The sequence below is a fragment of the Chthonomonas calidirosea T49 genome, from assembly GCF_000427095.1.
Classification (GTDB): domain Bacteria; phylum Armatimonadota; class Chthonomonadetes; order Chthonomonadales; family Chthonomonadaceae; genus Chthonomonas; species Chthonomonas calidirosea.
In genome coordinates, this window is record NC_021487.1 from 823,479 (window position 1) to 844,814 (window position 21,336).

Consider the following 21,336-nt stretch of genomic DNA (forward strand, 5'->3'; position numbering starts at 1 on the left):
TAAATCTATTAAGTCGTGCAGTGAGGACATTCATGTCAGACCTACAAACAAGTTCAAAAGAGCCAACACCACCGTTAGAACCGGTGCCTCCCCCGCAGCCATCGCTGCTCAAACGGTTTATACGTGTTCTGCTTGGACGCCCACTCAGTTCCTCTCAAATGGAGCATACCTTACTGCCGAAGTTTCTTGCTCTTCCGGTGTTTTCCTCCGACGCGATCTCCTCCGTGGCCTACGCTACGCAGGAGATTCTTCTTGTGCTCGGTGGTGCCGGGCTTTGGATCAGCAGTGCCCAATCTCGCTATTCACACTACACCATGCTGATCACTACCCTCATCGTCGTTCTCCTAGCGATCGTCGTTGCCTCCTACTGGCAAACCATCCATGGTTATCCTAATGGTGGAGGCTCCTATATCGTTGCTAAAGATAACCTCAAACCCCGCTTTATGCCCGATCTGCCGGGTCTCATTGCGGCCTCCGCCCTCCTCATAGACTATGTCCTCACCGTTGCAGTCTCCATTGCTTCTGGCGTTCAAAACCTCGAAAGCCTCCCTCTCCCACCATGGCTACAATGGCTGCATTTCGATCATCTCGTTCTTTGGTGCCTGCTCTTCATTGGCCTGCTCACTTTGGCCAATCTCCGTGGGCTCAAAGAATCTGGCTCGATGTTTGCCATCTTCACCTATGGGTTTGTGATCATGTGTTACCTCATGATCTTTCTTGGGGTGTTTGGGCATGCTTTCTTCGGTTGGCATATGCATACCGAGTATGCCAACCAACGCTGGTGGGATGGCTCTACCGCACAATCACCAGGAGCGCACACTGTGGGCACCATAGGCCTCTTCTTGCTGCTGAACGCCTTTGCGAACGGATGTTCTGCTATGACCGGCACCGAGGCGGTTAGCAACGGCATCCCAGCCTTCCGTGAACCTAAATCGCATAACGCAGCTTGGACACTGGTCTATATGGGCATTATTCTCGGCAGCATTCTTCTGGGCATCTCTTACCTGGCCGTGAATTTTCACGTGGTCTACTGGGAACATGCGGGCCAAACCGCACCAGCCGTCATAGACCAGATATCCGGCACCGTTTTTGGCAAAACAGGACGCTGGCAGTTCCTCTATTGGGCGACCCAGGTCTTCACAGCGGCCATTTTGGTGCTAGCAGCCAACACAAGCTTTGCCGATTTCCCACGTCTCTCCTCCATTCTCGCTCGCGACCGCTATATGCCCAAACAGATGTCTAATCTTGGCGATAAGCTGGTCTTCACCAATGGCATCCTGCTTTTAGGCCTCTTTGCTGCCTTGCTCATTATCTGGAAAGGCGGGAATGTAGACGCTCTTATTCCCCTCTACGCCATCGGCGTCTTCACTGCCTTCACCCTCTCTCAAGCTGGTATGGTCGTACACTGGTACCATCTTCGCAAGGTCGTGCGAGGTTGGCAAGTGAAGGCGTTTTTCAATGGTCTCGGAGCTATCGCTACCGGTTTGGTTTTTATTGACCTTATCATCGAAAAATCGCGCGAGGGTGCCTGGATCGTTGTCGTCCTTGTGCCCATTATGGTCTATCTTTTCAAAAGGATCCATGTCCACTACGAAGAAGTTGCCAAACTGTTGACCCTAGATAACTACTGCCCTCCAAAAGAACCGCAGAAAAACATCGTTCTTGTGCTCGTCCCCACCCTGCATCGTGGCGTTATGCAAGCCCTAGAATATGCACGTTCTATTTCGAGCGACTGTCGTGCTGTCCATGTCTGCATAGACCCTGAAGAGACTCCGCGACTCATTCAGCGTTGGGAGCAGTGGGTTCATGACGTGCCTCTGGTGATCCTCAACTCGCCCTACCGCACCCTCATAGAACCGATTATGCGTTATCTCGACGCCATTCACCTCGAACGCCCCAATACCACCATCACCGTCGTTATCCCAGAGTTCGTTCCCCCAAAATGGTGGCATGCGTTTTTACATGGGCAGTCAGCAGCCCGTCTCAAGCTAGCCCTGCTAGGCAGAGAGGACGTTGTGGTGACCAATGTTCGCTACTTCCTTCATCCATGCGAAGAAAGTACACCGGCAAAAATGCAGCATAACCAAGCACCGCTCCCTCAACACCAGACAGGGGTCGTGAAATGATTATCGAAACGCAGGACGACGTTGTGCGCCTTTCGGGCTCGCTTCGCCAAAATCAATGGCCGACCATCCGAGCCGTGGCTGGCATGTTACTTCACGACCACCCGGAAGGAATTATCATAGATTGCGCTAACCTTCAAGATATCTCTGAGGAAGGCGCCAAGACTTTTCTAGAGGCCATGCGCGATATCGAGGCTGCCGGAAAACGCATTATTGTGGCAAATCTTCCGGAACACGTGCTGAACGTTATCAAAAGCGTGCCCGGCATCCGCTCCCAACTCCCCATCGCGAACTCGGTTGAGGAGGCGCGTGCCTCCTTGCACAGATTGCCTCAAAATGTTTCCCCAACAGCCCTAGCACCAAAAGGCCGGTCACTTCTGGTGCTACTTGTTCCGGGAATTGACCTAACTCCTGGAGCATGGCTTGCTACTCAAATGGCACGCGCACGTCGTTCGGAGGTCGCATTTGTCTTTCTTCTAGAAGTACCTCGTGACCTGCCACTTAACACCCCCCTTGGAGAACAAGAGGATGAAGCACAACACGCCTTAGAGGTCGCTATGGGATTCGCAAAAAATGCCGGTGTCACCGCTACCCCCCATATTGAACGCGTTCGCGATCTCATTGACGGCGCCCTTGCGATGATTCGGCAGTATGAGGTAGAACGTGTCGTGTTTGCCACAAGCCAACAAAGCCTCGATACAGGCAATGAAGAGACCTTTTACCGCCTTGTAGATGCGCTGCTGCATCGAGCCCCCAGTGAAGTGATCGTCGGACGATTGAAGGCAGAAAAGATCCTATGAACGCCTTTTCCACTAACCCCAAGAGTGCTCCTTCCTATACTGTGTTCAGAGACCTGCCAGGCCTAACCTCCATCGTGCAACAGGCTCTTAGGGAAGATATAGGCACGGGAGATATCACCACGCAAATCGTTATCCCCTCCACTGCCCGTGCAAAGGCCAATATCACCACACGGGTTCCAGGCGTTATCGCAGGCCTACCCGTCGTACAGGAGGTCTATCGGCAGCTCGATCCGACCGTGCAGGTACAGCCTATCGTACAGGATGGCGACTCGGTAGAGGCAAATACCCCGCTTGCGACCCTCTCCGGCAGCGCCCAAAGCCTTCTCACCGGCGAGCGAGTGGCGCTTAATTTCCTCCAACGTCTTAGCGGTATCGCCACACTTACCGCCAAGTTCGTGGCGGCCGCCCGCCGAGAGGACGTTCGAATTGTAGACACACGGAAGACGACGCCTGGGCTTCGTCTCTTAGAAAAGTATGCGGTGCGAGTGGGAGGCGGTCATAACCATCGTTTTGGCCTCTACGATGCCGTCCTAATTAAAGATAACCATATCGCCGCTTGCGGTTCCATCACCGAAGCTGTGCGCACCGCTCTCAGCAGTGCCCCTCACGTTATGAGCGTTACCGTAGAATGCGATACGCTCGATCAGGTGAGAGAGGCACTTGCAGCCGGTGCCGACGTCATTCTCCTGGATAACATGTCACCAGACCAACTGCGTGAAGCGGTCTCACTTGTTAACGGTCAGGCGATGATCGAGGCTAGTGGTGGAATCACCCTGGAAAACGTCGCAGAAGTGGCCGCCACAGGGGTGGACATCATCTCAATCGGCGCCCTCACGCACTCTGCGCCTGCCCTCGACATCGGCATGGACTTCATCGTGACTAGTCTCTAATCACCATGGCTCTATACCATCTTTCAAGCGTTCCCTCCACGATGGATGCTGCACGGGAACTGCTTCTCTCCGATCCCGCCGCCCTACAGCGTTGGGATGGCGTTCTGGCCGACGAACAGACCCAAGGGCGCGGCCAACGTGGTCGTACCTGGTTTGCCCGTGCTGGCGAGAGCCTTTGTGCAACCTACTTCTTTCCTCAGAAGCTCATCATGCCCTCTCGCCCTCAAGAAGAACCACTTCAAGTCGTTGCCATGCTCTCATTATTGGCCGGTGTCGCTGTTGCCGAGTCGATCTATCGCGCTCTTCTTAAGGTACTAGGCATCCCGCTGTCCGGCCGACCTGCTCCGCCCAAACCCGATGTTGGCCTTAAATGGCCTAACGATCTACTCCTCAACCATAAAAAGACCGGAGGGATTTTGATAGAGCTAGCGCAACTGCCGACAGGCGAACATATTCCTCTTATCGGCGTGGGCATAAATCTGCAAGTGATGGAGTTCCCACCGGAGCTCTCCTCACGCGCCACCTCCCTTCTACGGGAAGGCATTCAAGGCATAACCCCTACGTGGTTGGGTGCCCAGATAGCGACCTCTCTCAAGCTGTGGGCTGAACGCTATGCCACAGGAGGGCCAGAGAGCGTGATGCGCCGGTGGCGCCACTACGATCGAACGAAAGGCACTCTCTACACCGTTATCATAAGTGGCCAACCGGTTCGTGGCACCGCTGTTGGGGTCGCCTCCGACGGCGCTCTCCTGCTTCAGCTTGAGGATGGAACACTCTATCCCTGTTTTACGGCAAGTCATACCATCGAAAGTAGAGAGGCATAGCGCTACTGCCCCCTCTACGTCGGAACAGGTTTCTGGAACCAGCCGCCCTCCATGACCCGTGGGCCGAGATCCACATATCTCCAGTTGTCACCCTGCGAAACAGGTGCGAACATGTTGCACCACTCATTCACGTAGAAACGTCCGCCGTTCCATCCCTTAAGATTTCGGATCTTGCTCGCCAACCTCCCCGCGCGATCCGCCCCAATCGTAGCGCTTAGGGTCACTTCCCGTGCAACTTGCGGTCGAATCTCCACTCGTAGTAGATGTCCATTCCACCGGCCTTAAGCACATAGAGAATACGGGGCTGCGGTTCCTCCCACTCGTCGCCTGGCTTAAGTCGTCGGTCTTCCAGGTCAACTGCGTCGCCAGTCAGCTTTTTACCTTCGAACTCAAACTCAAGCGGACGATCGTACTCACCCGTTAGATAGTAACAGGGCTTCTGCCCCACCGGATATGCGAACAGGGCGGCCACTCTTCCACCATAGAACCTTGTCTTCCCGAACAAGCGTGTAGAGCGACAATTAGGCCTTCGAGGAAGAGCAGATCACTAGACGAGGTCAGAACGACGTCGCCTGTGTTTCATCTGCTAGGAGCTTCCTGTTTGCAGTAAGGTAGCTCTTGCGTTATTTTTATCTACTTCATGAGGGCTATGTTACAGCGACTGAGAGTTGCAATATCTCTAGAGGAATGTAGGGCATCCTGCCGGCGAACAATAGCCCTCCATAGAGGGTATAATGCCAAACACGGCACGACTAAAAGCTAGAACCTTTTGGGAAACAGGCTATTGTAGCCACCACGATGACTGCGTAAGGAGATCTATCGTTTATGGGAACCCCGTCTCGCGTTGGCATCGGCATTCTCTCTTTTGCTCACGGGCACGTGAACGCCTATGCAGAACGCATCCGTCAATTTGACGACGCTCAACTCATTGCCTGCTGGGATAGCGACGAGGCCCGAGGAGAGCGCCAAGCAGCTCACTTTGGCATCCCCTTCTCTCCGCATCTGGAAGATGTGCTCCATCGCAAAGATATTGACTGCGTGATCATCGCTTCTGAAACCAATCGGCATGCCGATCTGGCCATCGCGGCCCTCGAAGCGGGCAAAGCGGTGTTTCTGCAGAAACCGATGGCCATTACTTTAGCAGATTGTGATCGGATCATCGCCGCCGTCGAGCGGACGGGGTGCTGGTTTAGTATGGCCTTCCAAATGCGCTGCGACCCTCAAAACATCCGCATGAAACAGCTTGTTGAGGAAGGAGCGGTTGGCCGTGTCGGAACCATCCGACGTCGTCACTGCATACCGGTGCTCTTCGACAAAAACTTTGTGGAAGGCCCCACTCGCTGGCATATCATGCGCGAAACCAACTTTGGGATGTTTTTCGATGACGCTATTCACGCCCTAGATTGGCTTGTCTGGATGTTGGGGAAACGTCCTGTTTCCGTCATCGCCGAAATAGATAACGTGCTCACCAACGTAGCCCCTGACGACACGGGAGTGGCCATCTACCGCTATGAGGATGGGTTATTTGCCGAGGTCTATAACTCAAGTGTGACTCTCGCAGGAGAGAATACCACCGAGATATATGGTGACAGAGGAGTCATTATTCAAAACCACGGCGATGCCCCCTCCGCAATGATCAAGCCCCCGCATCCCATCGGAGTGAAACTCTATCAGCGAGATAAGGCTGAGCTTGGTTGGCAAGACCTTGGGCTTCCCATTCCAGCCTCTCAAGGGGAGCGGATCGCGGGCGTAGCGCGTCCATTTATAGACGCCTTCAAACGAGGTAAGCCCCTCTGCACGGCGCAGGAAGGGCGCCTCTCGGTAGAGATGTGCCTCGCAGCCTATAAAGCGGCAGAGACAGGCCAACGGGTCTTCTTCCCCTTTTCCGGTTAGATCAATGCCCTCATACCTCCGCGCCAAGAGGTGTAGAAGCTTTTTTGTGCTTTTACACCTCTCCCCCGTCAACATCGCTCCACCTCTCTTGCGTATATTCTAACAGAATAGGTAAACTCCCTTCGAGAACATGGTGCACACGGAAATCTCCACAAAAGCCCCCCCACACAAAATCGGCTCGTTCCCGCTTGCTGAAATAGGTTTGCTTCTTTTTTGCCTGCTCCTCTTCTTCTGGCGACTTGGTTCTGTGCCTCTCTTTGATCTCGACGAGGGCCTCTATGTGGCGTGTGCCCGCCAAATGGTTCTGCATGGAGACTGGATTACCCCACGCCTTAATAGCCACCCTCCCCTAAACCCTGCTGCATCCACAACCCCCTTTTTCGAAAAACCTATTCTCATCTATTGGCTTGGAGCGCTCTCCATGCGCCTCTTTGGGCTTACACCGTTCGCTGCCCGACTTCCTTCGGCTCTTGCAAGTCTGCTTACAACGCTCCTCGTCTGGTGGTTTGCTAAAATTACCTTTGGACGCCGTGCTGCTGCGCTAGCGGCTCTTACCTATATGCTGGCTCCTCTCACCCTCCTCGATGCTCGCCAACTCACTACCGATGCCCTGCTCACTTTCTGGTTTACCACCATGATGTTAAGCGCTTATCTCTGCCTTGAACCGCCCTCTTCAATCACCCCAAAAACTCGGTTTGGCCTCGCCATGGTCTTTTGGGTATCTCTTGCCTTCTCTGTGCTCACCAAGGGGGCGGCAGGCGCTCTGCCTCTTTTTGTTCTAGCCATCTTCCTTCTCCTTAAACGCCTTACACTACGTATCAAGGCACGAGGAGGCTTTCGATTCTATCTCTCCTCGCAGTTCGAGTCGCCTCATACGCTCCTTACTGCATGGCGTTGCTTGTGTCCCCTCCTCGGTATCCTTCTCTGTTTCGCGATAGCCGCTCCATGGCACTACCTTATCTGGAAAGCTGGCGGCAGGGACGAACTTGGACACACCTGGTTTCAAGAGTATATTTTGCGACAACATCTAGGGCGCTTCCGTGGCCTTGATAAAGTGCATGACATGCCGTTGCCAACCTACTTCGTCTTTTTCCTCATTGGTTTTTTCCCCTGGGCCTGTTTTGCACCGGCCGCTTTCTCTATTCACGATCTATGGGCTCCGTACCGACGACACGAGCGCTTCCTCATCGTCTGGTTCTGGGCGGTGTTCGTCCTCTTTTCCCTTGCTTCCGCTAAACTCCCCTCTTATATCGCTCCCCTCTACCCGGCAGCGGCCATTCTCACTGGGAGGTGGTTCGATATTGGCTTCGCATACCCAAACGCCTCTTTTGCTAAAACTCTCCGACGTGGTGCTGCAGCCGCCTTCATTACCACCTTCGTTCTCTTCATCGTTGCCTTCTTGGGCCCTCACTTCGTTCCTCGCAATGCCCCCATAGCACCTCCAATTGCAACGCTTGCGCGGCAGCTAACCGCCCTATGGATGATAGGAGCTCTTCTCGCTCTTTTGTGCTTTCGTAAGCAGGCCTATCGCCTCGGTATTACAGCTCTCGCGCTTACCACCACGCTCATGGTGTTACTAGGCTACACGGTGGGCTACCAAGATGCCGCGCGTTATGTTCAAGACCCCTACCAGCAACTCGCCAAAGACGCCAACAAAGATGCCATCCTCGGCATTCCCATTGTCTACTATCACATTATCCCCAGACGTCCCTCCATGCTTTTCTATGCCAACTACTCGCCCTATGAGCACAAAGAGTTACCCCTTCTCCCATGGCTCACAAAAACGGTGCCGTTAAACAAGGGGTGGGTGGATGTGATCACCTCCGCCGACACATGGCAACATCATCTACAACCCGAACTGCAGCAATACAAGATCCCTGTACACATTTTGAAGTGGCGTGGCGGCCCACCGGGAGGATGGTTACTGCTTCAACTGCATATCGTCGCCTCCAAAATGGGGAAGGTTAGAGAAGGAAAGGGATCGGACAGTGTGTTAACCGGAGTTTAGAAATGGATGCCGAGCTGCGCCTGAGCGGTATATTGTGGCTGTGGCTGTGTCCCTAACGCACCATTGTAAGAGATAGAGCCGGAGAGGGAGAAATCGAATACCGAGTTGAAGTGATGTGTGAAACTTAGCAGATAGGTGCGTGTCCAATTCGGCCCCCCGAAAAGGTTCTGAGCTTGCAAACCCGTCGTTAGACTATCCCAAGGGGTGAAGTTGAAACCTAAACTGAAGTTGGCCGTATCGGAACGGCTCGGACTCAGTAGATTGTGCAATAGACCTAGTTGTGCCTGCAACATCAAGAGACCGACTCGCGTCTGCAAACCAAAATCTTCGCGCTGAACCTTCTGTAGCTGCCCGTTCTGCTCTGGATTGTAGTAGAGATCGCTGGTAAACTGTAGCTGAGGAAGGGGTGCATAGCTCAACTGAACTCCATAGGTGTTCACATCGTCGGGCGCTGGAGCCCCTGTGTTGAGGCGCATATCCCTTAGACGCACCGTTCCGGTTAACTGTAATCCCTTTGTAGGTTGCGTAGAGAGATCGAACAGCCCAACTAGCGCCCTGTTTGTAGGAGTGCCCGCATACTGTACCCCGCTAGAAAGCTGTGCACGCAGCCCTTGCAGTGGGGTTTGGAACAAGAGAGAGCGATTGCGTTGTGCCCCCATGTTCCCTAAAACATCCTCGTAGAGCGTGTCTACTTTGACCGCTTGGCTCTTGTCAATCGGTATGCTTGCGGTTAGGCTCATCTTTTGATCGTTGGCAAAGCCTGCAGGGGTTAACCGATTGGTAAAAGCAGTGTCAAAATGGATTCCGGGATTCAGGCTCCCCGTAACATCTATCCCTGCACTTTGCGTATAGGTTGTGTCGCCCGATTCCTTTAACGGAGCCGTCGCGAGGGCATCGAAATTAAGGGTTGCGTCTATATGCGGTGCCAGAGGATGAGATAGCGACACCATATCGTGCTGAGTTGCGGTTCCCCCTTGAGGGTTCGCCACAGTTTCTAAAGCGCTCCCCGCCGTCAGCTGGCCATTTTGTGGGAGTTTAGCACTTAGGGTGGCAGAGAGCGTTCGATCGGTAGTACCAACACGATCTGTCAGGCTGTTTGCATTTTGGGCAGTAAGTTGATCAGTCTGACGAGCCACCAACTGAATGGCCAGCGATTGCAGCGGTGTCAGCGTACCGGTTAACCCTATGATCTCTTGCCCTGGGCTCAAACCGGCAATCCCCTGTTGCGCAAAAAGGGTTCCTGCACGATGGTAAGAAAGCCCGAAAGAGGCCCCACGCATGGTGGCCATGCTATCGAGTAGAAATCCGCTACGACGAAGCCAATCTTGCCCGTGCATGTCTAAAAATAGGCCTGTTGTGAGATCAGAGGTGGGCAGAAGATGAAAACGATCTTGAAACTGCAGAGCACTGTAAGTCCGAGGGTCAGAAGCATTTGGCGATGTGGGGCTATCGGAAGCACGTAGCAAGGAAGAGATTCGAAGAAACCCGTTGTCGTTTTGCCAGAAATTCCACTGCAGCGGCACATAACTCGCCGAAAGCACGCGTTCTGCTGTCGGCGTGTTCACGCTATAACTTACCCTCGCAAGCTCTCCACTCGGCAACGGCACGCTAAAGCGAATGACCCCTGAAGACCAGTCTATGGTATAGTCACGCCCCGCCTGTAACAGGCGACCATCGACAACCACCATCTCGGAGCCTTGCACCGCATTCCGCCAAGAGAGCCGGTAAGGCCCTACGGTGTTTTGCCCAACAATAAGGTCGGTCTGCAGATCGTTTTTCGCATCAAACTGAGAACCTGCAGGCAGAATGGCTCCTGAAGCATCCATAATCCGAACCGAGAGAGGGCTCGTTGGTGGGATAGAGGTTTGGGCAAACGCCTTTGACCCTACTACCGCCAGGCAAACCCCACTAGCCAAGGCAGCAACAACAGTTCGCCTTAAACTTTGTATTGTGAACGGTAAGTGCAGTTTTAGGACGAATCGGCACATGGCTCTAAGTGGAGGCAACGGAGTTTTCTATAAAATTAATACGCTTTTTTGAGACGCTCTGTGACCCCAAAAGTTACATCATAGCCTATGTACCGCTCTAGAACTGCGCGGCGGCTGCCTCAATCGCCTCAGGGAAGCTGGGATAGGCGTGCATCGTTTGGGTGATGGCCTGAATCGGCAGGTGGTTGCGCATGCAAACGGCGATTTCAGCGATCACGCTTGATGCGTGCTCTCCGAAGATATGCCCACCTAAAATACGTCCACTTGCCTCCTCAACAATGAGTTTCACCAAGCCCTCAGGCGCATTACTCAAAACGGCCCGATCGAGATCAGCATAGTCATAGCGGCTCACTCTGATCTTCAAACCAGCAGCAAGAGCCTCTTGTTCGGTGAGGCCAACGCTCGCCACCTCAGGATCAATGTAGGTACAGCGTGGAGTCACCGAATAGTCTACCGGTTCGTTCGCATTGGCAAATGCGTTGCGCACCATTACACCCCCCGCATAGCTAGCCACATGGGTAAATAGAGGGCTTCCAGTGACATCGCCTGCCGCCCAAATAGAGGGAACGCGAGTTCGTAAATAGGCATCTACGGGCAAAGCGTTTCGCTCAATCGCAAGCCCGGCGGCCTCCAAGTTCAGCTCCCCGACAGCGGGCCATCGTCCAGCTGCCACGAGAATCTCATCACAAGCTATCTTTTCCACACCGCTTGGGGAGGAAAGATGCAGGCATTTGGAACCGTTACATCGTTCAACGCACTCCACGTGAGCCGATAGAATCAGGCGAATCCCCTCCTGCTGCATCGAAGCCGCTACGCGTTCTGCAATCTCGACATCTTCCCGTGGCAACACCTGAGGCAGACGTTCCAGCACGGTGACCTCGGCCCCGAATCTTCTGAAGAGAAGAGCAAACTCAAGACCGATCGGCCCTGCCCCAATGACAGCGAGCCGCTTTGGCAGGCTCGTTAACATCACAGCCTCTCGATTGGTGATGAAGCCGGCTTCTTTCAGGCCCGATATCGGTGGAATGGCGGGAACGGTTCCGGTCGCGATAAGCACCTGCTCCGCATGAATCACCTTTTTCCCTACGCGAATTTTGTGAGGTTCTTCAAAGGAGGCGTACTCTGGGAAAAAGGCTGCACCCCACTTAGAAAGTCCAGCATCTGGTGGCCCATTTCCGCCAACCTCGCGCATCTTGCGGGCTTTGTAGGCCATTGCTTCCGCAAAGTCGGCTCGATCTACGGTCACATGAATGCCGTAAGGCGCAGTTTGAGTAACTTGCTTCCAAACCTGTGCCGCCCGAAGCAGCGCTTTTGTGGGAACGCATCCAGCCCAAAAACACTCACCACCGGTCTCACGCGCTTCGGCAACCGCAACGTGTTTACCCATCTGTGCCGCAAGGCGCGCCGCCTTCAGCCCTGCAGAACCGCCTCCAATAACGACCAAATCGTACGATTCCAAGCTCGTTCCTTTCCAACCCAACTCTCTGCTTTAGTTATTATACGTGCAAGGCGAGGCGAATGGCTAACCAGTCCTGTTAGACACCCTTCGCTGTATACGCCACGAGAATCGAAACTCGTCGATTCACGTAACTGTAAGGGTGCGCTGGGTCTAGCAACTTGCGGTCGGCATAGCCCCTTACGGCCAAAACCTGCCGAGGACGCAATCCATTTTCCTCCATAGCACGGCGGGCCGCATTAGCTCTATCAGTGGAAAGCTCCCAGTTTGAGTAGCCGTAGGGTGTGCCGTAGGGGCGTGCGTCGGTATGCCCCTCAACGATGATCGGATTGCTGAGCTTCCGCAACTGATGGGCGATAATTCGCAGCAGCTCTATGGTTCGGGGCTTTAAGCGGGCGCTGCCCGTGTCGAAAAAGAGCGCAGGGGTCTTCTCCATTAACTCGATGCGCAACCCTTCTGGAGTCAGATGAATTTCGATGCTATCTCGCAATCCTTTTAGTTCAGGCGTACGCATGATCTGGCTCAGGATGGCCTGTTTTACTTTTTGAAAATCTACATTAACGGTTGCATTCGCCGCGAACCCACCATCCTGCGGGATGAGCGGTGCCGGTTTGCCCTGTTTTATTTGCGTCTGATCGGCCAAAGGGCTTTTGCCGCCGTGTGCCGTTTTCATAAAGCCGGTAGGGTCACGAAAATAGGCGGCGATGGCGTCCCGAATAGGCTTACTAAGTCCTACAATCCACATCACGAGGAAGAAAGCCATCATGGCCGTTACAAAGTCGGCGTAGGCCACCTTCCATGCCCCTCCGTGATGCCCTCCACTGCGTTTTTTCTTCACAATGCGAATGACAATGGGATTGGCGTCGTTCTCATTCAAGGCCATGTTGCATCTCCGTTTCCAGCCTTAGGCGGCCAAGCGCTGCTCTTCGCCGCCCAAATTCTTCACATACTGCTCCATCTCCGTGAAGGAGGGGCGTAAGGACGGCTCGATGTTGCGTCGCGCAAACTCCACCGCCGTTAGTGGTGCATCGCCGCGCGCAAACGACAACAGGGCGCATTTAATACAGGCCATATAGGCACTCTCACCTCGAACACGCGCCTCTAACGCCGCAGAGAGAGGTGCGAAGATGCCATAGGCCAAAAGGATGCCCATGAAAGTGCCCACCAGAGCAGCCGCCACTTTATGCCCTATCTCCTCCGGAGGCCCTCCTATCGCAGCCATCGTTACAACGACTCCAAGCACCGCCGCCACAATTCCAAATCCGGGCATCGCATCGCCTAGTTTGGCCAAAATATGCGCCGGCTGAACGAGCTCCTCATGAGCGGTCTCCAAATCAATATCCATCATTTCGGCCAAATCATGACTGGCCACCGTTCCGGTGACGATCACTTTCATGGTATCGGCCAAAAACAGAAGCGCATGGTGATTTGCCATGAAATTGGGGTACTGTGCAAAAAACTCGCTCTCCTCTGGATGCTCCACGTGTTTATCTAACGCCACCAACCCCTCCTTGCGAGCCATCATAAAGAGGTCGTAGAGCATCTTGAGCAGCTCCATGTAACGCTCTCGCGTAAATGGACTTGGCTTGAGCAAGGAGAGCACGCTCCGCAAGATGGTCATTACCATGGAAAAAGGGTTTGCAATGAGCAGGCTACTTAAGGCAGCTCCTCCTATAATGACCAGCTCGTTCGGCTGGATCAAAGCCCCTATCTTCCCCCCATCCATGATAAACCCAACAAGAATGCTCGCAAAGAGCAAGCCGATCCCCACTAGAACGAACATCGCATCTCCTTCGCCAAAAGGTAGTCTCCGTACCGGTTATCCCTGTGTAACCTACAGAGCCCAAGCGCTCTGATTTTTGGATGGAGAACGGCATTTCGTGAGAACAGAGGTGCGCAAATCACCGAAAACAGGTATTTTTACCGAGATCGCACCTTCGCCCTGTACTCGCACGTCATTACAGAGGGCACAGGCGAGCAGAAAGGCCTAAATTTCCTGAAATGCCGTGCTTGCTATGCCAACAGGTAAAATGTAAATGAGGAGGGGTTCTACTCAATATAAGCTTTTGCGGAAACCCGGCCGATAATGCAGAAGAAACGGACACCCTCCTCTGAACGTTCTCGCTACTGCTAGGAAAGACGAACCTATCGTCAGGGAGGAAAGGAACTTTTATGAACATCTGCGTTGTAGGCACTGGCTATGTGGGGCTGGTAACCGGCTCCGTTTTCAGCGACCTCGGTAACGAGGTGATCTGCGTTGATAACAATGCGGAAAAGATCGCCATGCTCGAGCGCGGCGAAATGCCCATCTATGAGCCTGGGCTCGAAGAGATGGTGAAACGAAACCGAGAAGACCACCGGCTTTTCTTCACTACCGATCTCACCTATGCCGTTGAGCGATCGGATGTCGTTTTCATCTGTGTGGGAACGCCGCCAACGGAAACCGGTGACCCCGATATGCGTGCCATTCAGGAGGTCGCTCGCGGCATCGCCCGTGCCCTCAACCGCTATAAAGTCATCGTAAATAAATCCACAGTGCCGGTAGGAACTGGCGATATGGTGCGTGAAATCATCGAAACCAACCGGGTTCGAAATGTGGACTTCGATGTGGTATCCAATCCCGAATTTCTGCGAGAAGGCAGCGCCATAAAGGATACCCTTGAGCCTGACCGCATCGTCATCGGCGCCCCAAACCACGTGGTCGCCATGAAGATACTGGAGCTTTATGCGCCTCTCGAGCGCCCCATGATTATCACGGATGTCGCCAGCGCCGAGATGATCAAATACGCCTCCAACGCCTTCCTCGCCACGAAAATCAGTTTCGCTAACACCATCGCCAATATCTGCGATCAGGTGGGGGCCGACGTAGCGCAAGTGGTGAAAGGAATGGGTCTCGATAGCCGAATCGGGCCAGCTTTTCTAAACCCTGGGCTTGGCTATGGCGGCTCCTGCTTTCCAAAGGACACCGCTGCCCTCGTACGTACTGCCGAGAAGGTAGGCGTTGACTTTAAAATCCTTCGTGCGGTTATGGATGTTAACGCCGAGCAACCCATTCGCTTTCTCGATAGGCTGCGGGCTGCCCTCGATGGCAGTTTTGATGGCAAGACCATTGGTATTTTAGGGCTGGCTTTTAAACCCAATACTGACGACATGCGCGACGCGAAAAGCGTGGAGATCATCGCCCGCCTGCTTGCCGAAAACGCTGAGGTTAAGGCCTACGATCCTATCGCCATGGATAACGCAAGGCGTATTTTTCCGCAGATCTGTTATGGGAAGAACGCCTATGATGTGGCGCAAGATGCCGATGCTCTCGTGATCGTTACCGAATGGAACGAGTTTAAGCTGCTCGACATGGAGCGAATTAAAAGCTCCATGCGACGTCCTATCCTCTTCGATGGACGCAACATCTATGATCCCATTCGCATGAGGCGTCTCGGTTTCGAATATCAGTGCGTTGGGCGCACCCGAGCCACTATCCCTAACCACCGCCATTAAGTGTTGTAAGGAGTGAAAAGCTATGTCGCTGTTAAGAAAAGTGCTTGGCCTTGGCCGCAACGAACACTACGATGAGGGCCTCCGCCTCTTCGATGAGGCGCGTTACGAAAAAGCGCTCGAAGCGTTTGAGAGAGCACGCGACGATCTCCATAAACGTCCCTCTACCCTATTAAGCCGCCTTACCAACTTTTATATCGCGGAGACCCATACCCATTTAGGCCAAGAGCGAATGCGACAGGGGCAATGGGCGACCGCAGCCGACCACTTTTCAAAGGCGCTCGCCATTCACCCAAACTATGCCGACCTTCATTTTCAGCTCGCACAAGCTCTCCGTGCTATGGGCAACAAACAAGAGGCACTCGAGGCTCTCCAAAAAGCGCTCACCATCAACCCGCGCTACGCGCGTGCTCATCTGCTTATGGGGCTCATTCGGTATGAACAGGGGTGCCATCAAGAGGGTTTAGAGGCCATTTGTCAGGCAACCCTCCTAGAGCCAGCATTTCATTCTGAGGCCTACCGTAATGGGATCGCCTGTCACGAACGAGGAGACACCCTCGCCGCCCTCCAATGGTTTGAACAGGTTCATCACACCCAAATTGATGACATTCTCTTTCACTTCCAACTCGGAGACGACCTCTATCGTAAAGCGCTCTATCAGGAAGCCATTGCAGAATACCAAAAAGCGCTTACCCTTAACCCCGACTATGCGGATATACGTCATCATCTTGGCATGGCCTACAAAGCCTCAGGGCTTTATCAAGAGGCAATGGCCGAGTTCCGTTATGCCCTTCGCCTCAACCCTCGCTTCGTAGACGCACATATCAACCTAGGTTTAACCCTTCGTGAGGTCGGCCAAAGCCAAGAGGCTTTCACACATTTCCGCAAAGCACTCGACCTTGAGCCGGATAACCCCATTGCAGCCGAGAATCTAAAGGAACTCGCAATGGTCGTGAAAGCAGCCTAGCTTTTCATAGATATCCTGCTACGGAGAACAGGGAGAGAGTGGGACAAGGCACTCTCTCCCTCGTGTTGTTTACTTCACGCCCCGCAAGGAGTTTAGCTTGGGCGCTTTGCTGTGGGTGTACAGCACGGACACGGCCGTACACAAGGCGATGGACATAAGGGGCAGCTTTTGTTGCCTTGTGCTGTCACAGCTGCTTTTTTAATCGCTGGCCTCGCCGTCCGTGCGTGTGTTGGCTCTGCCAGTACAGCTACAGGCAACAATACCGTCAGGGCAACGAACGCTTTTTGTAGGGCCATTTTCCTCACCTCCTTTCCTTAAATAGAGCAATTCAGGAGGAGAACGGCTTAGGAGCATTCCTCTCCTTCGTCTGCCTCCAACCCCAGTGTACAACCTAAAGTCGACTTCAGAGTCAACATCGAAACCCTGCAACCGAGCCTTCCATGTTCGTGATGGAATGGATCGACGACGTACGCTGGCGCAAGAGCGACCCTACACCACTCGCCCCAAAGCCTATCAGCAACATGATGATTTTATAATCTTAGTTAGTCGCATGAATTTTCCAGGAGAAACAAACATTATATGCAACTGAACTCATCTCATTTCTTTTGACAGAGCTACCGTTTCTAAGGCTGGATAGGTATAGCCTAACGCAAACCTTGTGTTTCCAACGATGCAAGACTGCAGTAACCTCTGCTTCTGTGAGCGTGTCAACACAGCTTATCTGGTGATAATCTTCATCATTCTATCCATTTACACTCTATCCATGTTGCTTTCTGACGTTTGTACCAGAGTGCTATGTGAGATAATAGAACAGAAGGAAGCATCAGTACGTCCGTGATTCTGCCACAAGAACAGACCTTCTTGTAACGCGGTTCGACGTGCCTGCAGTTGAGCGATTCGATTATCGAGGCGCTCAATCTTTTTCTGTATCATCTTACTAACTCTGTCGCATGGAGCAATACCCCTGTCGTGCAGCGCTAATACAACACGGATCTCCTTTAGAGAGAAACCCAACTCCTTAGCCCGAACAATAAAACGGATACGTTCTATCACATCCGTATCAAAATCACGGTAACCTGATTCTGTTCTCCTCGGTTCGGCTAGTAAACCAATCTTCTCATAGTAGCGTATGGCCGTGACGCTTTTGCCAGTTCGTTTGGCTAATTCACCAATTCTCATTCTACCCACCTCAGACCTTCAGTCTACAGTTTGAAGCCGACTTTAGAGTCAACTTCGAAACCGCGCAACTATTGTTACATTCAACCTGTTCACATGCGTTAAAGATGGTGATCTCCGATACTAATACGCTCTGGGCACGATGCTTTTTGCAAATCGTGGTCATAGCAACTTTCCCAATGTCAAAAGAGGGTACAATAGTCAACAAGAGAACGCGAAAAGGGGGGTATCGCAAGATGGACTTAGATGTCCGCTTGGCAGAGACTGTGCAGGAGTATGCCGACTATCTCGAGACATGGCATACCCAACTGGCCATCGTTCCCTTTGAACAGATCGTCCAAGAGGCCAAAGGCCCTGAACATGTCGGCATTTTCTGTGTGGACGTGATCAACGGCTTTTGCTATGAAGGCCCTCTTCATAGCGATCGCATTGCCTCTATCGTTCCTCCTATCGTCGCTCTCTTTCAAAAGGCCTACACCATGGGCGTGCGTAACTACGTGCTCACTCACGATGCTCACGATCCGGCCGCCGTGGAGTTCAACGACTACCCACCTCACTGTATCCGCGGTACCAGCGAATCGGAGATCGTAGCAGAGCTTATGAAGCTTCCCTGCGCATCCCACTACCGTCTTCTTCCCAAAAACTCCATCAGTTCGGCTATCGGAACCGGTCTGGACGACTGGCTCGACACTCATCCCCAAGTAACCCATCGCATCGTCGTAGGCGACTGCACTGATCTCTGTACCTACCAACTTGCCATGCACCTTAAACTTCGTGCAAACGCGGCCAATCGTCTCGACCCCGTGATTCTTCCGGCCAACTGTGTCCAAACCTACGATATTCCTGTGGAAGTGGCTAAAAAAGAAAAGATACCCGCGCACCCCGGCGATCTTCTGCACCTTATCTTCCTTTACAATATGGCCTCTAACGGCGTTCAGGTCGTCTCCGAAATCGCTTAGAGGCCGCTTGTAACTGCCCCCCCTAGCTTCATGGCACCCAACGCACCCCAAAGGAAAAAGAGATGTCGGGGCCGATGTTGCTGAGCCAAGGCAGAGTGTAGTTATGAATGTCGCCGTTTTCGGAATACGAGGCGTAAAACTCGGTGTGGCGATCCATAATCCGTCGGTATCCAAACGTGGCAGTAACATTGGCCTGATCCACAAACGTGTTACCGGTTCGCATAACAGGGCTTGACGCATCTATCTGCAACACAAAGCTATCCCTATTGTTCGCACGATACTCAATGGCAATCGCGCCCTGCCCCACCCCACCAAGCGGATGCGGGAGATGCCGAGGATGCCCTAGAAGAACCCCGCCCATGTTCATATAGACAATGGCGTTTCTCCCTAAAATGTAGCGGGCATCCAAAGAGAGACCTACATCCACGTTGCCACTTCCTAAAAGCAGAGCCGTGTTACCCGTGGGCAGCTTTATCCCGAATCGCATCGCCATGGTGCCACGCGACGTAACAGGCAAAAGACCTCTCTTTACAATGAACGTGGTCTCTCCTAACCCGAAGGCATTTCCCTGATTCAACAGCACATGGCCTTGCGCATCTATGATCTGCCAAATGCTTCGGTACATTGGCCAGTGATCGCGTCCGAGCGGATCATCTTCGGCGTTGGCCGGTAACCCAAAGAGACGATGATAAGCGCGGATGATTCCATCCAAAATGCCCCCATTGCGCCACTCTACGGGTATATAAACCGACAGCTCGGTGTTATGGAAATACCCACGATGCCAAGAAAACAGGAGGCGTTGATACTCGTTGTCCTCAACTACCGTCGCCCCAAAGCGTGGACTGGGAATCAATAGATTATTGATGAGGTCAAGCTGTAACCCTATCCGGACCTCACCGTTGCGCAGCGGCACCGCGTTGTCGGGCAAAAACTGAAGAAAGAGCAGATTTGCTGGACGAGGATCTCGGAGGGGAATAGGCCCTTGTGGTTGTCCGTAGTCCGGATTCTGTGGGCCAGACTGAGCCGCACTCCGCCCGATACAGGCTCCCCACAGTAGTAGCAGCACGGGAGGCAGGGAGATCAGCTTTCTAAGATTTCCCAATGCCTATCCTCTCATGATCTGTCTCGCTCCAAACATCACGGCACCATGCGAGCTACCCACAATAGGCCGTGGAATAAGCCCCGTCTTCCTCTGGTACTCCTCGCAGACCTCTTGCAGCGCCTTGTCAACCTCAGACCCCTCACGACATAGCACCACGACAGTACCGCCTGACCCACCGCCGCTCACTCGCGCCCCATAAAGTCCACGCTCTGGCCCGCGCTCGCGTACCAACTCCACAAGTAGGTCTGTCTCCGGTGAGCCGAGATCGAGACGAGTGCTGTAGGACTCATGAGTGGCATACATAAGCTTGCCGGCTTCTTCCATGAGATAGGTTTCTACCTTAGGGGTTGCCTCCTCTTCGCCCTTCCCATGCCTCTCTACCCACTTCCGTCTCTCCTCATACCGAAGCGAGGCAAGGTGCATAATCGCAATAAAGGCGTGAACTCGCTCATTATCTAAAATCGGATGCTCTGCACAGGCCCGTGGATGATAGGTCTGCTCAGGATCTACCCGCGTTACACGATCGGGCAACATGCCGTAAAGCCTTTGAAACTCCGCTCCAGTCAGCGTTTCTGGTATTAGGTCTCGGTATCGGGCAAACTCTTCCGAAGACATGCGTACCAAATAGTTCTCCAAAAGCTTACCCCCGCTCTCCAACTGGATGATCTTCAACCCCATGAAGGCTCCTACGCGAGCACGTACATAGTGATCGCCGCCCACAGAATGCTTTACCCGCGAATCGATCCCCACAAAGCGCCATCCTGGAGGTATCTGTTGATTGCCCAATAGGTCGTGTGGCTGACATCGCAGCACGAGCAGCGCGTTCTCCCGTCCCAGAGCCGATGTCACCTGATCCATAATGCCGCAAGGTGCCCCCACAACCAGATTCTCAACGCGCTGACACCAGGCCGCTAGTGTGAGATCGCTGGGATGGATACCTGTCGCCTCGCTGAGAGCATGCATGGTGGCCACTTCGATGGCCGCCGAAGAGGAGACTCCAGCTCCAGGCGGCACATCGCTCTGAATCAAAATGTTGGCCCCTTGCAGCCCCAGACGCTCATCTACCACACCTTCCGTAAACTTGCTGTAGGCTGCCAGCATAATGTAGAAACAACCGGCAATGTAGGCCGCCCACTTCGTCTCTGGATCGTGGGTAAGTGCTGCATGAACCTCCTCCACTGGTCGCGGCCGCCCCTGTTCGTCTACCAAGAGATCCAGGGAGAGCGTTACTTCTGGTTTTAAACCCTCCTGCTCTATCCCCAAGCTGCGAATACGTAAAAGCCTATCCGATCGCCACTGCCATGCTGCGTAGGCCGCTTGGGCTATCGGCATCTCCAACACGGTGCCGCCCGAGTAATCTCCAACCCCGCCCATTACATCGAGGCGGCCAGGGGCACGTGCGCCCGCAATCGGCCCGACGCCATCAAAAAAATCGGCCTCTTCTTCACGAACGAGACGCTCGAACTCCGCCCATCTTGTCTCCGCATCCGCCGGTGGAGTAAAAGAGTAGGACGCTATGTTCATTCTATCTGTTTCCATCCGTTCTCCTCATGCTATTAGTTTAATCTCTTTGCAGCGCTCACGTCAAATAGAGTAGACACTTTCTCCTAATATTTTTAAGTTTGGCTTTCCTTCAACCGATATAGCAACGAATCGCT

General features: G+C 53.3%; 17 protein-coding genes. 9 read left to right on the forward strand and 8 right to left on the reverse strand.

Translation table 11 applies throughout. From position 1 onward, the window contains the following. Positions 1 to 32 precede the first annotated feature (32 nt). The 4 genes from CCALI_RS03545 to CCALI_RS03560 are packed head-to-tail and all read left to right on the forward strand — an operon-like array spanning position 33 to position 4,637. Positions 33 to 2,126, forward strand: a complete 2,094-nt coding sequence (locus tag CCALI_RS03545; RefSeq protein ID WP_016482103.1) for an APC family permease — start codon at positions 33 to 35, stop codon at positions 2,124 to 2,126. Further along, positions 2,123 to 2,923, forward strand: a complete 801-nt coding sequence (locus CCALI_RS03550) for an STAS domain-containing protein (RefSeq protein WP_016482104.1) — start codon at positions 2,123 to 2,125, stop codon at positions 2,921 to 2,923. Before CCALI_RS03545 ends, CCALI_RS03550 begins: the two co-directional genes overlap by 4 nt. After that, positions 2,920 to 3,813 carry a carboxylating nicotinate-nucleotide diphosphorylase gene (gene nadC / locus CCALI_RS03555; protein WP_016482105.1) on the forward strand — a complete coding sequence of 298 codons (894 nt, stop codon included), beginning with the start codon at positions 2,920 to 2,922 and terminating at the stop codon, positions 3,811 to 3,813. The genes CCALI_RS03550 and nadC overlap by 4 nt, the downstream gene beginning before the upstream one ends. Before the next feature lie 41 nt (positions 3,814 to 3,854). After that, entirely contained in the window at positions 3,855 to 4,637 is a 783-nt protein-coding gene (locus CCALI_RS03560) for a biotin--[acetyl-CoA-carboxylase] ligase (RefSeq protein WP_016482106.1), read from the forward strand. 220 nt (positions 4,638 to 4,857) lie between these two features. On the opposite strand, the gene CCALI_RS03570 is transcribed toward CCALI_RS03560, so the two are convergent. Next, positions 4,858 to 5,109 (reverse strand): hypothetical protein, encoded by a 252-nt coding sequence (locus CCALI_RS03570; protein WP_016482107.1) that lies wholly within the window; start codon positions 5,107 to 5,109, stop codon positions 4,858 to 4,860. Positions 5,110 to 5,462: 353 nt separating this feature from the next. On the opposite strand from CCALI_RS03570, the gene CCALI_RS03575 reads away from it, so the two are divergent. Continuing rightward, the gene (locus CCALI_RS03575) at positions 5,463 to 6,530 is read left to right on the forward strand and encodes a Gfo/Idh/MocA family protein (RefSeq protein ID WP_016482108.1); all 1,068 of its coding nucleotides are present in this window, start codon (positions 5,463 to 5,465) and stop codon (positions 6,528 to 6,530) included. Positions 6,531 to 6,777: 247 nt separating this feature from the next. Beyond that, positions 6,778 to 8,538 (forward strand): ArnT family glycosyltransferase, encoded by a 1,761-nt coding sequence (locus tag CCALI_RS03580; RefSeq protein ID WP_172636622.1) that lies wholly within the window; start codon positions 6,778 to 6,780, stop codon positions 8,536 to 8,538. Here the strand turns inward: CCALI_RS03580 and CCALI_RS03585 are convergent. From CCALI_RS03585 to motA, 4 genes are all read right to left on the reverse strand, one after another. Next, positions 8,535 to 10,364: a hypothetical protein gene (locus CCALI_RS03585; protein ID WP_044948831.1), complete on the reverse strand. Its 1,830-nt coding sequence runs from the start codon at positions 10,362 to 10,364 to the stop codon at positions 8,535 to 8,537. The two genes, CCALI_RS03580 and CCALI_RS03585, sit on opposite strands and share 4 nt — an antisense overlap. A gap of 259 nt (positions 10,365 to 10,623) precedes the next feature. Next, positions 10,624 to 11,985 (reverse strand): dihydrolipoyl dehydrogenase family protein, encoded by a 1,362-nt coding sequence (locus CCALI_RS03590; RefSeq protein WP_016482111.1) that lies wholly within the window; start codon positions 11,983 to 11,985, stop codon positions 10,624 to 10,626. A 76-nt stretch (positions 11,986 to 12,061) separates the two neighbouring features. Next, positions 12,062 to 12,865, reverse strand: coding sequence for a flagellar motor protein MotB (locus CCALI_RS03595; RefSeq protein WP_016482112.1), 804 nt, complete (start codon positions 12,863 to 12,865; stop codon positions 12,062 to 12,064). 21 nt (positions 12,866 to 12,886) lie between these two features. Continuing rightward, complete coding sequence (gene motA, locus CCALI_RS03600; protein ID WP_016482113.1) at positions 12,887 to 13,765, reverse strand: flagellar motor stator protein MotA; 879 nt, start codon at positions 13,763 to 13,765, stop codon at positions 12,887 to 12,889. A gap of 389 nt (positions 13,766 to 14,154) precedes the next feature. Between motA and CCALI_RS03605 the strand changes: the two genes are divergently transcribed. Together CCALI_RS03605 and CCALI_RS03610 are read left to right on the forward strand one after the other, a co-directional pair. Next, positions 14,155 to 15,477, forward strand: coding sequence for a UDP-glucose dehydrogenase family protein (locus CCALI_RS03605; RefSeq protein WP_016482114.1), 1,323 nt, complete (start codon positions 14,155 to 14,157; stop codon positions 15,475 to 15,477). A 22-nt stretch (positions 15,478 to 15,499) separates the two neighbouring features. After that, positions 15,500 to 16,441 carry a tetratricopeptide repeat protein gene (locus tag CCALI_RS03610; protein WP_016482115.1) on the forward strand — a complete coding sequence of 314 codons (942 nt, stop codon included), beginning with the start codon at positions 15,500 to 15,502 and terminating at the stop codon, positions 16,439 to 16,441. Positions 16,442 to 17,191: 750 nt separating this feature from the next. Here the strand turns inward: CCALI_RS03610 and CCALI_RS03615 are convergent. Then, the gene (locus CCALI_RS03615) at positions 17,192 to 17,620 is read right to left on the reverse strand and encodes a heavy metal-responsive transcriptional regulator (protein WP_016482116.1); all 429 of its coding nucleotides are present in this window, start codon (positions 17,618 to 17,620) and stop codon (positions 17,192 to 17,194) included. Positions 17,621 to 17,853: 233 nt separating this feature from the next. Between CCALI_RS03615 and CCALI_RS03620 the strand changes: the two genes are divergently transcribed. Continuing rightward, positions 17,854 to 18,576 (forward strand): cysteine hydrolase family protein, encoded by a 723-nt coding sequence (locus CCALI_RS03620; protein WP_016482117.1) that lies wholly within the window; start codon positions 17,854 to 17,856, stop codon positions 18,574 to 18,576. A gap of 28 nt (positions 18,577 to 18,604) precedes the next feature. Here the strand turns inward: CCALI_RS03620 and CCALI_RS03625 are convergent, their stop codons facing one another. After that, a complete protein-coding gene (locus tag CCALI_RS03625; RefSeq protein ID WP_016482118.1) occupies positions 18,605 to 19,678 on the reverse strand; it encodes a DUF3187 family protein in 1,074 nt (357 codons plus the stop codon). A gap of 3 nt (positions 19,679 to 19,681) precedes the next feature. Next, entirely contained in the window at positions 19,682 to 21,217 is a 1,536-nt protein-coding gene (locus CCALI_RS03630; protein ID WP_016482119.1) for a galactokinase, read from the reverse strand. Positions 21,218 to 21,336: the final 119 nt, after the last annotated feature.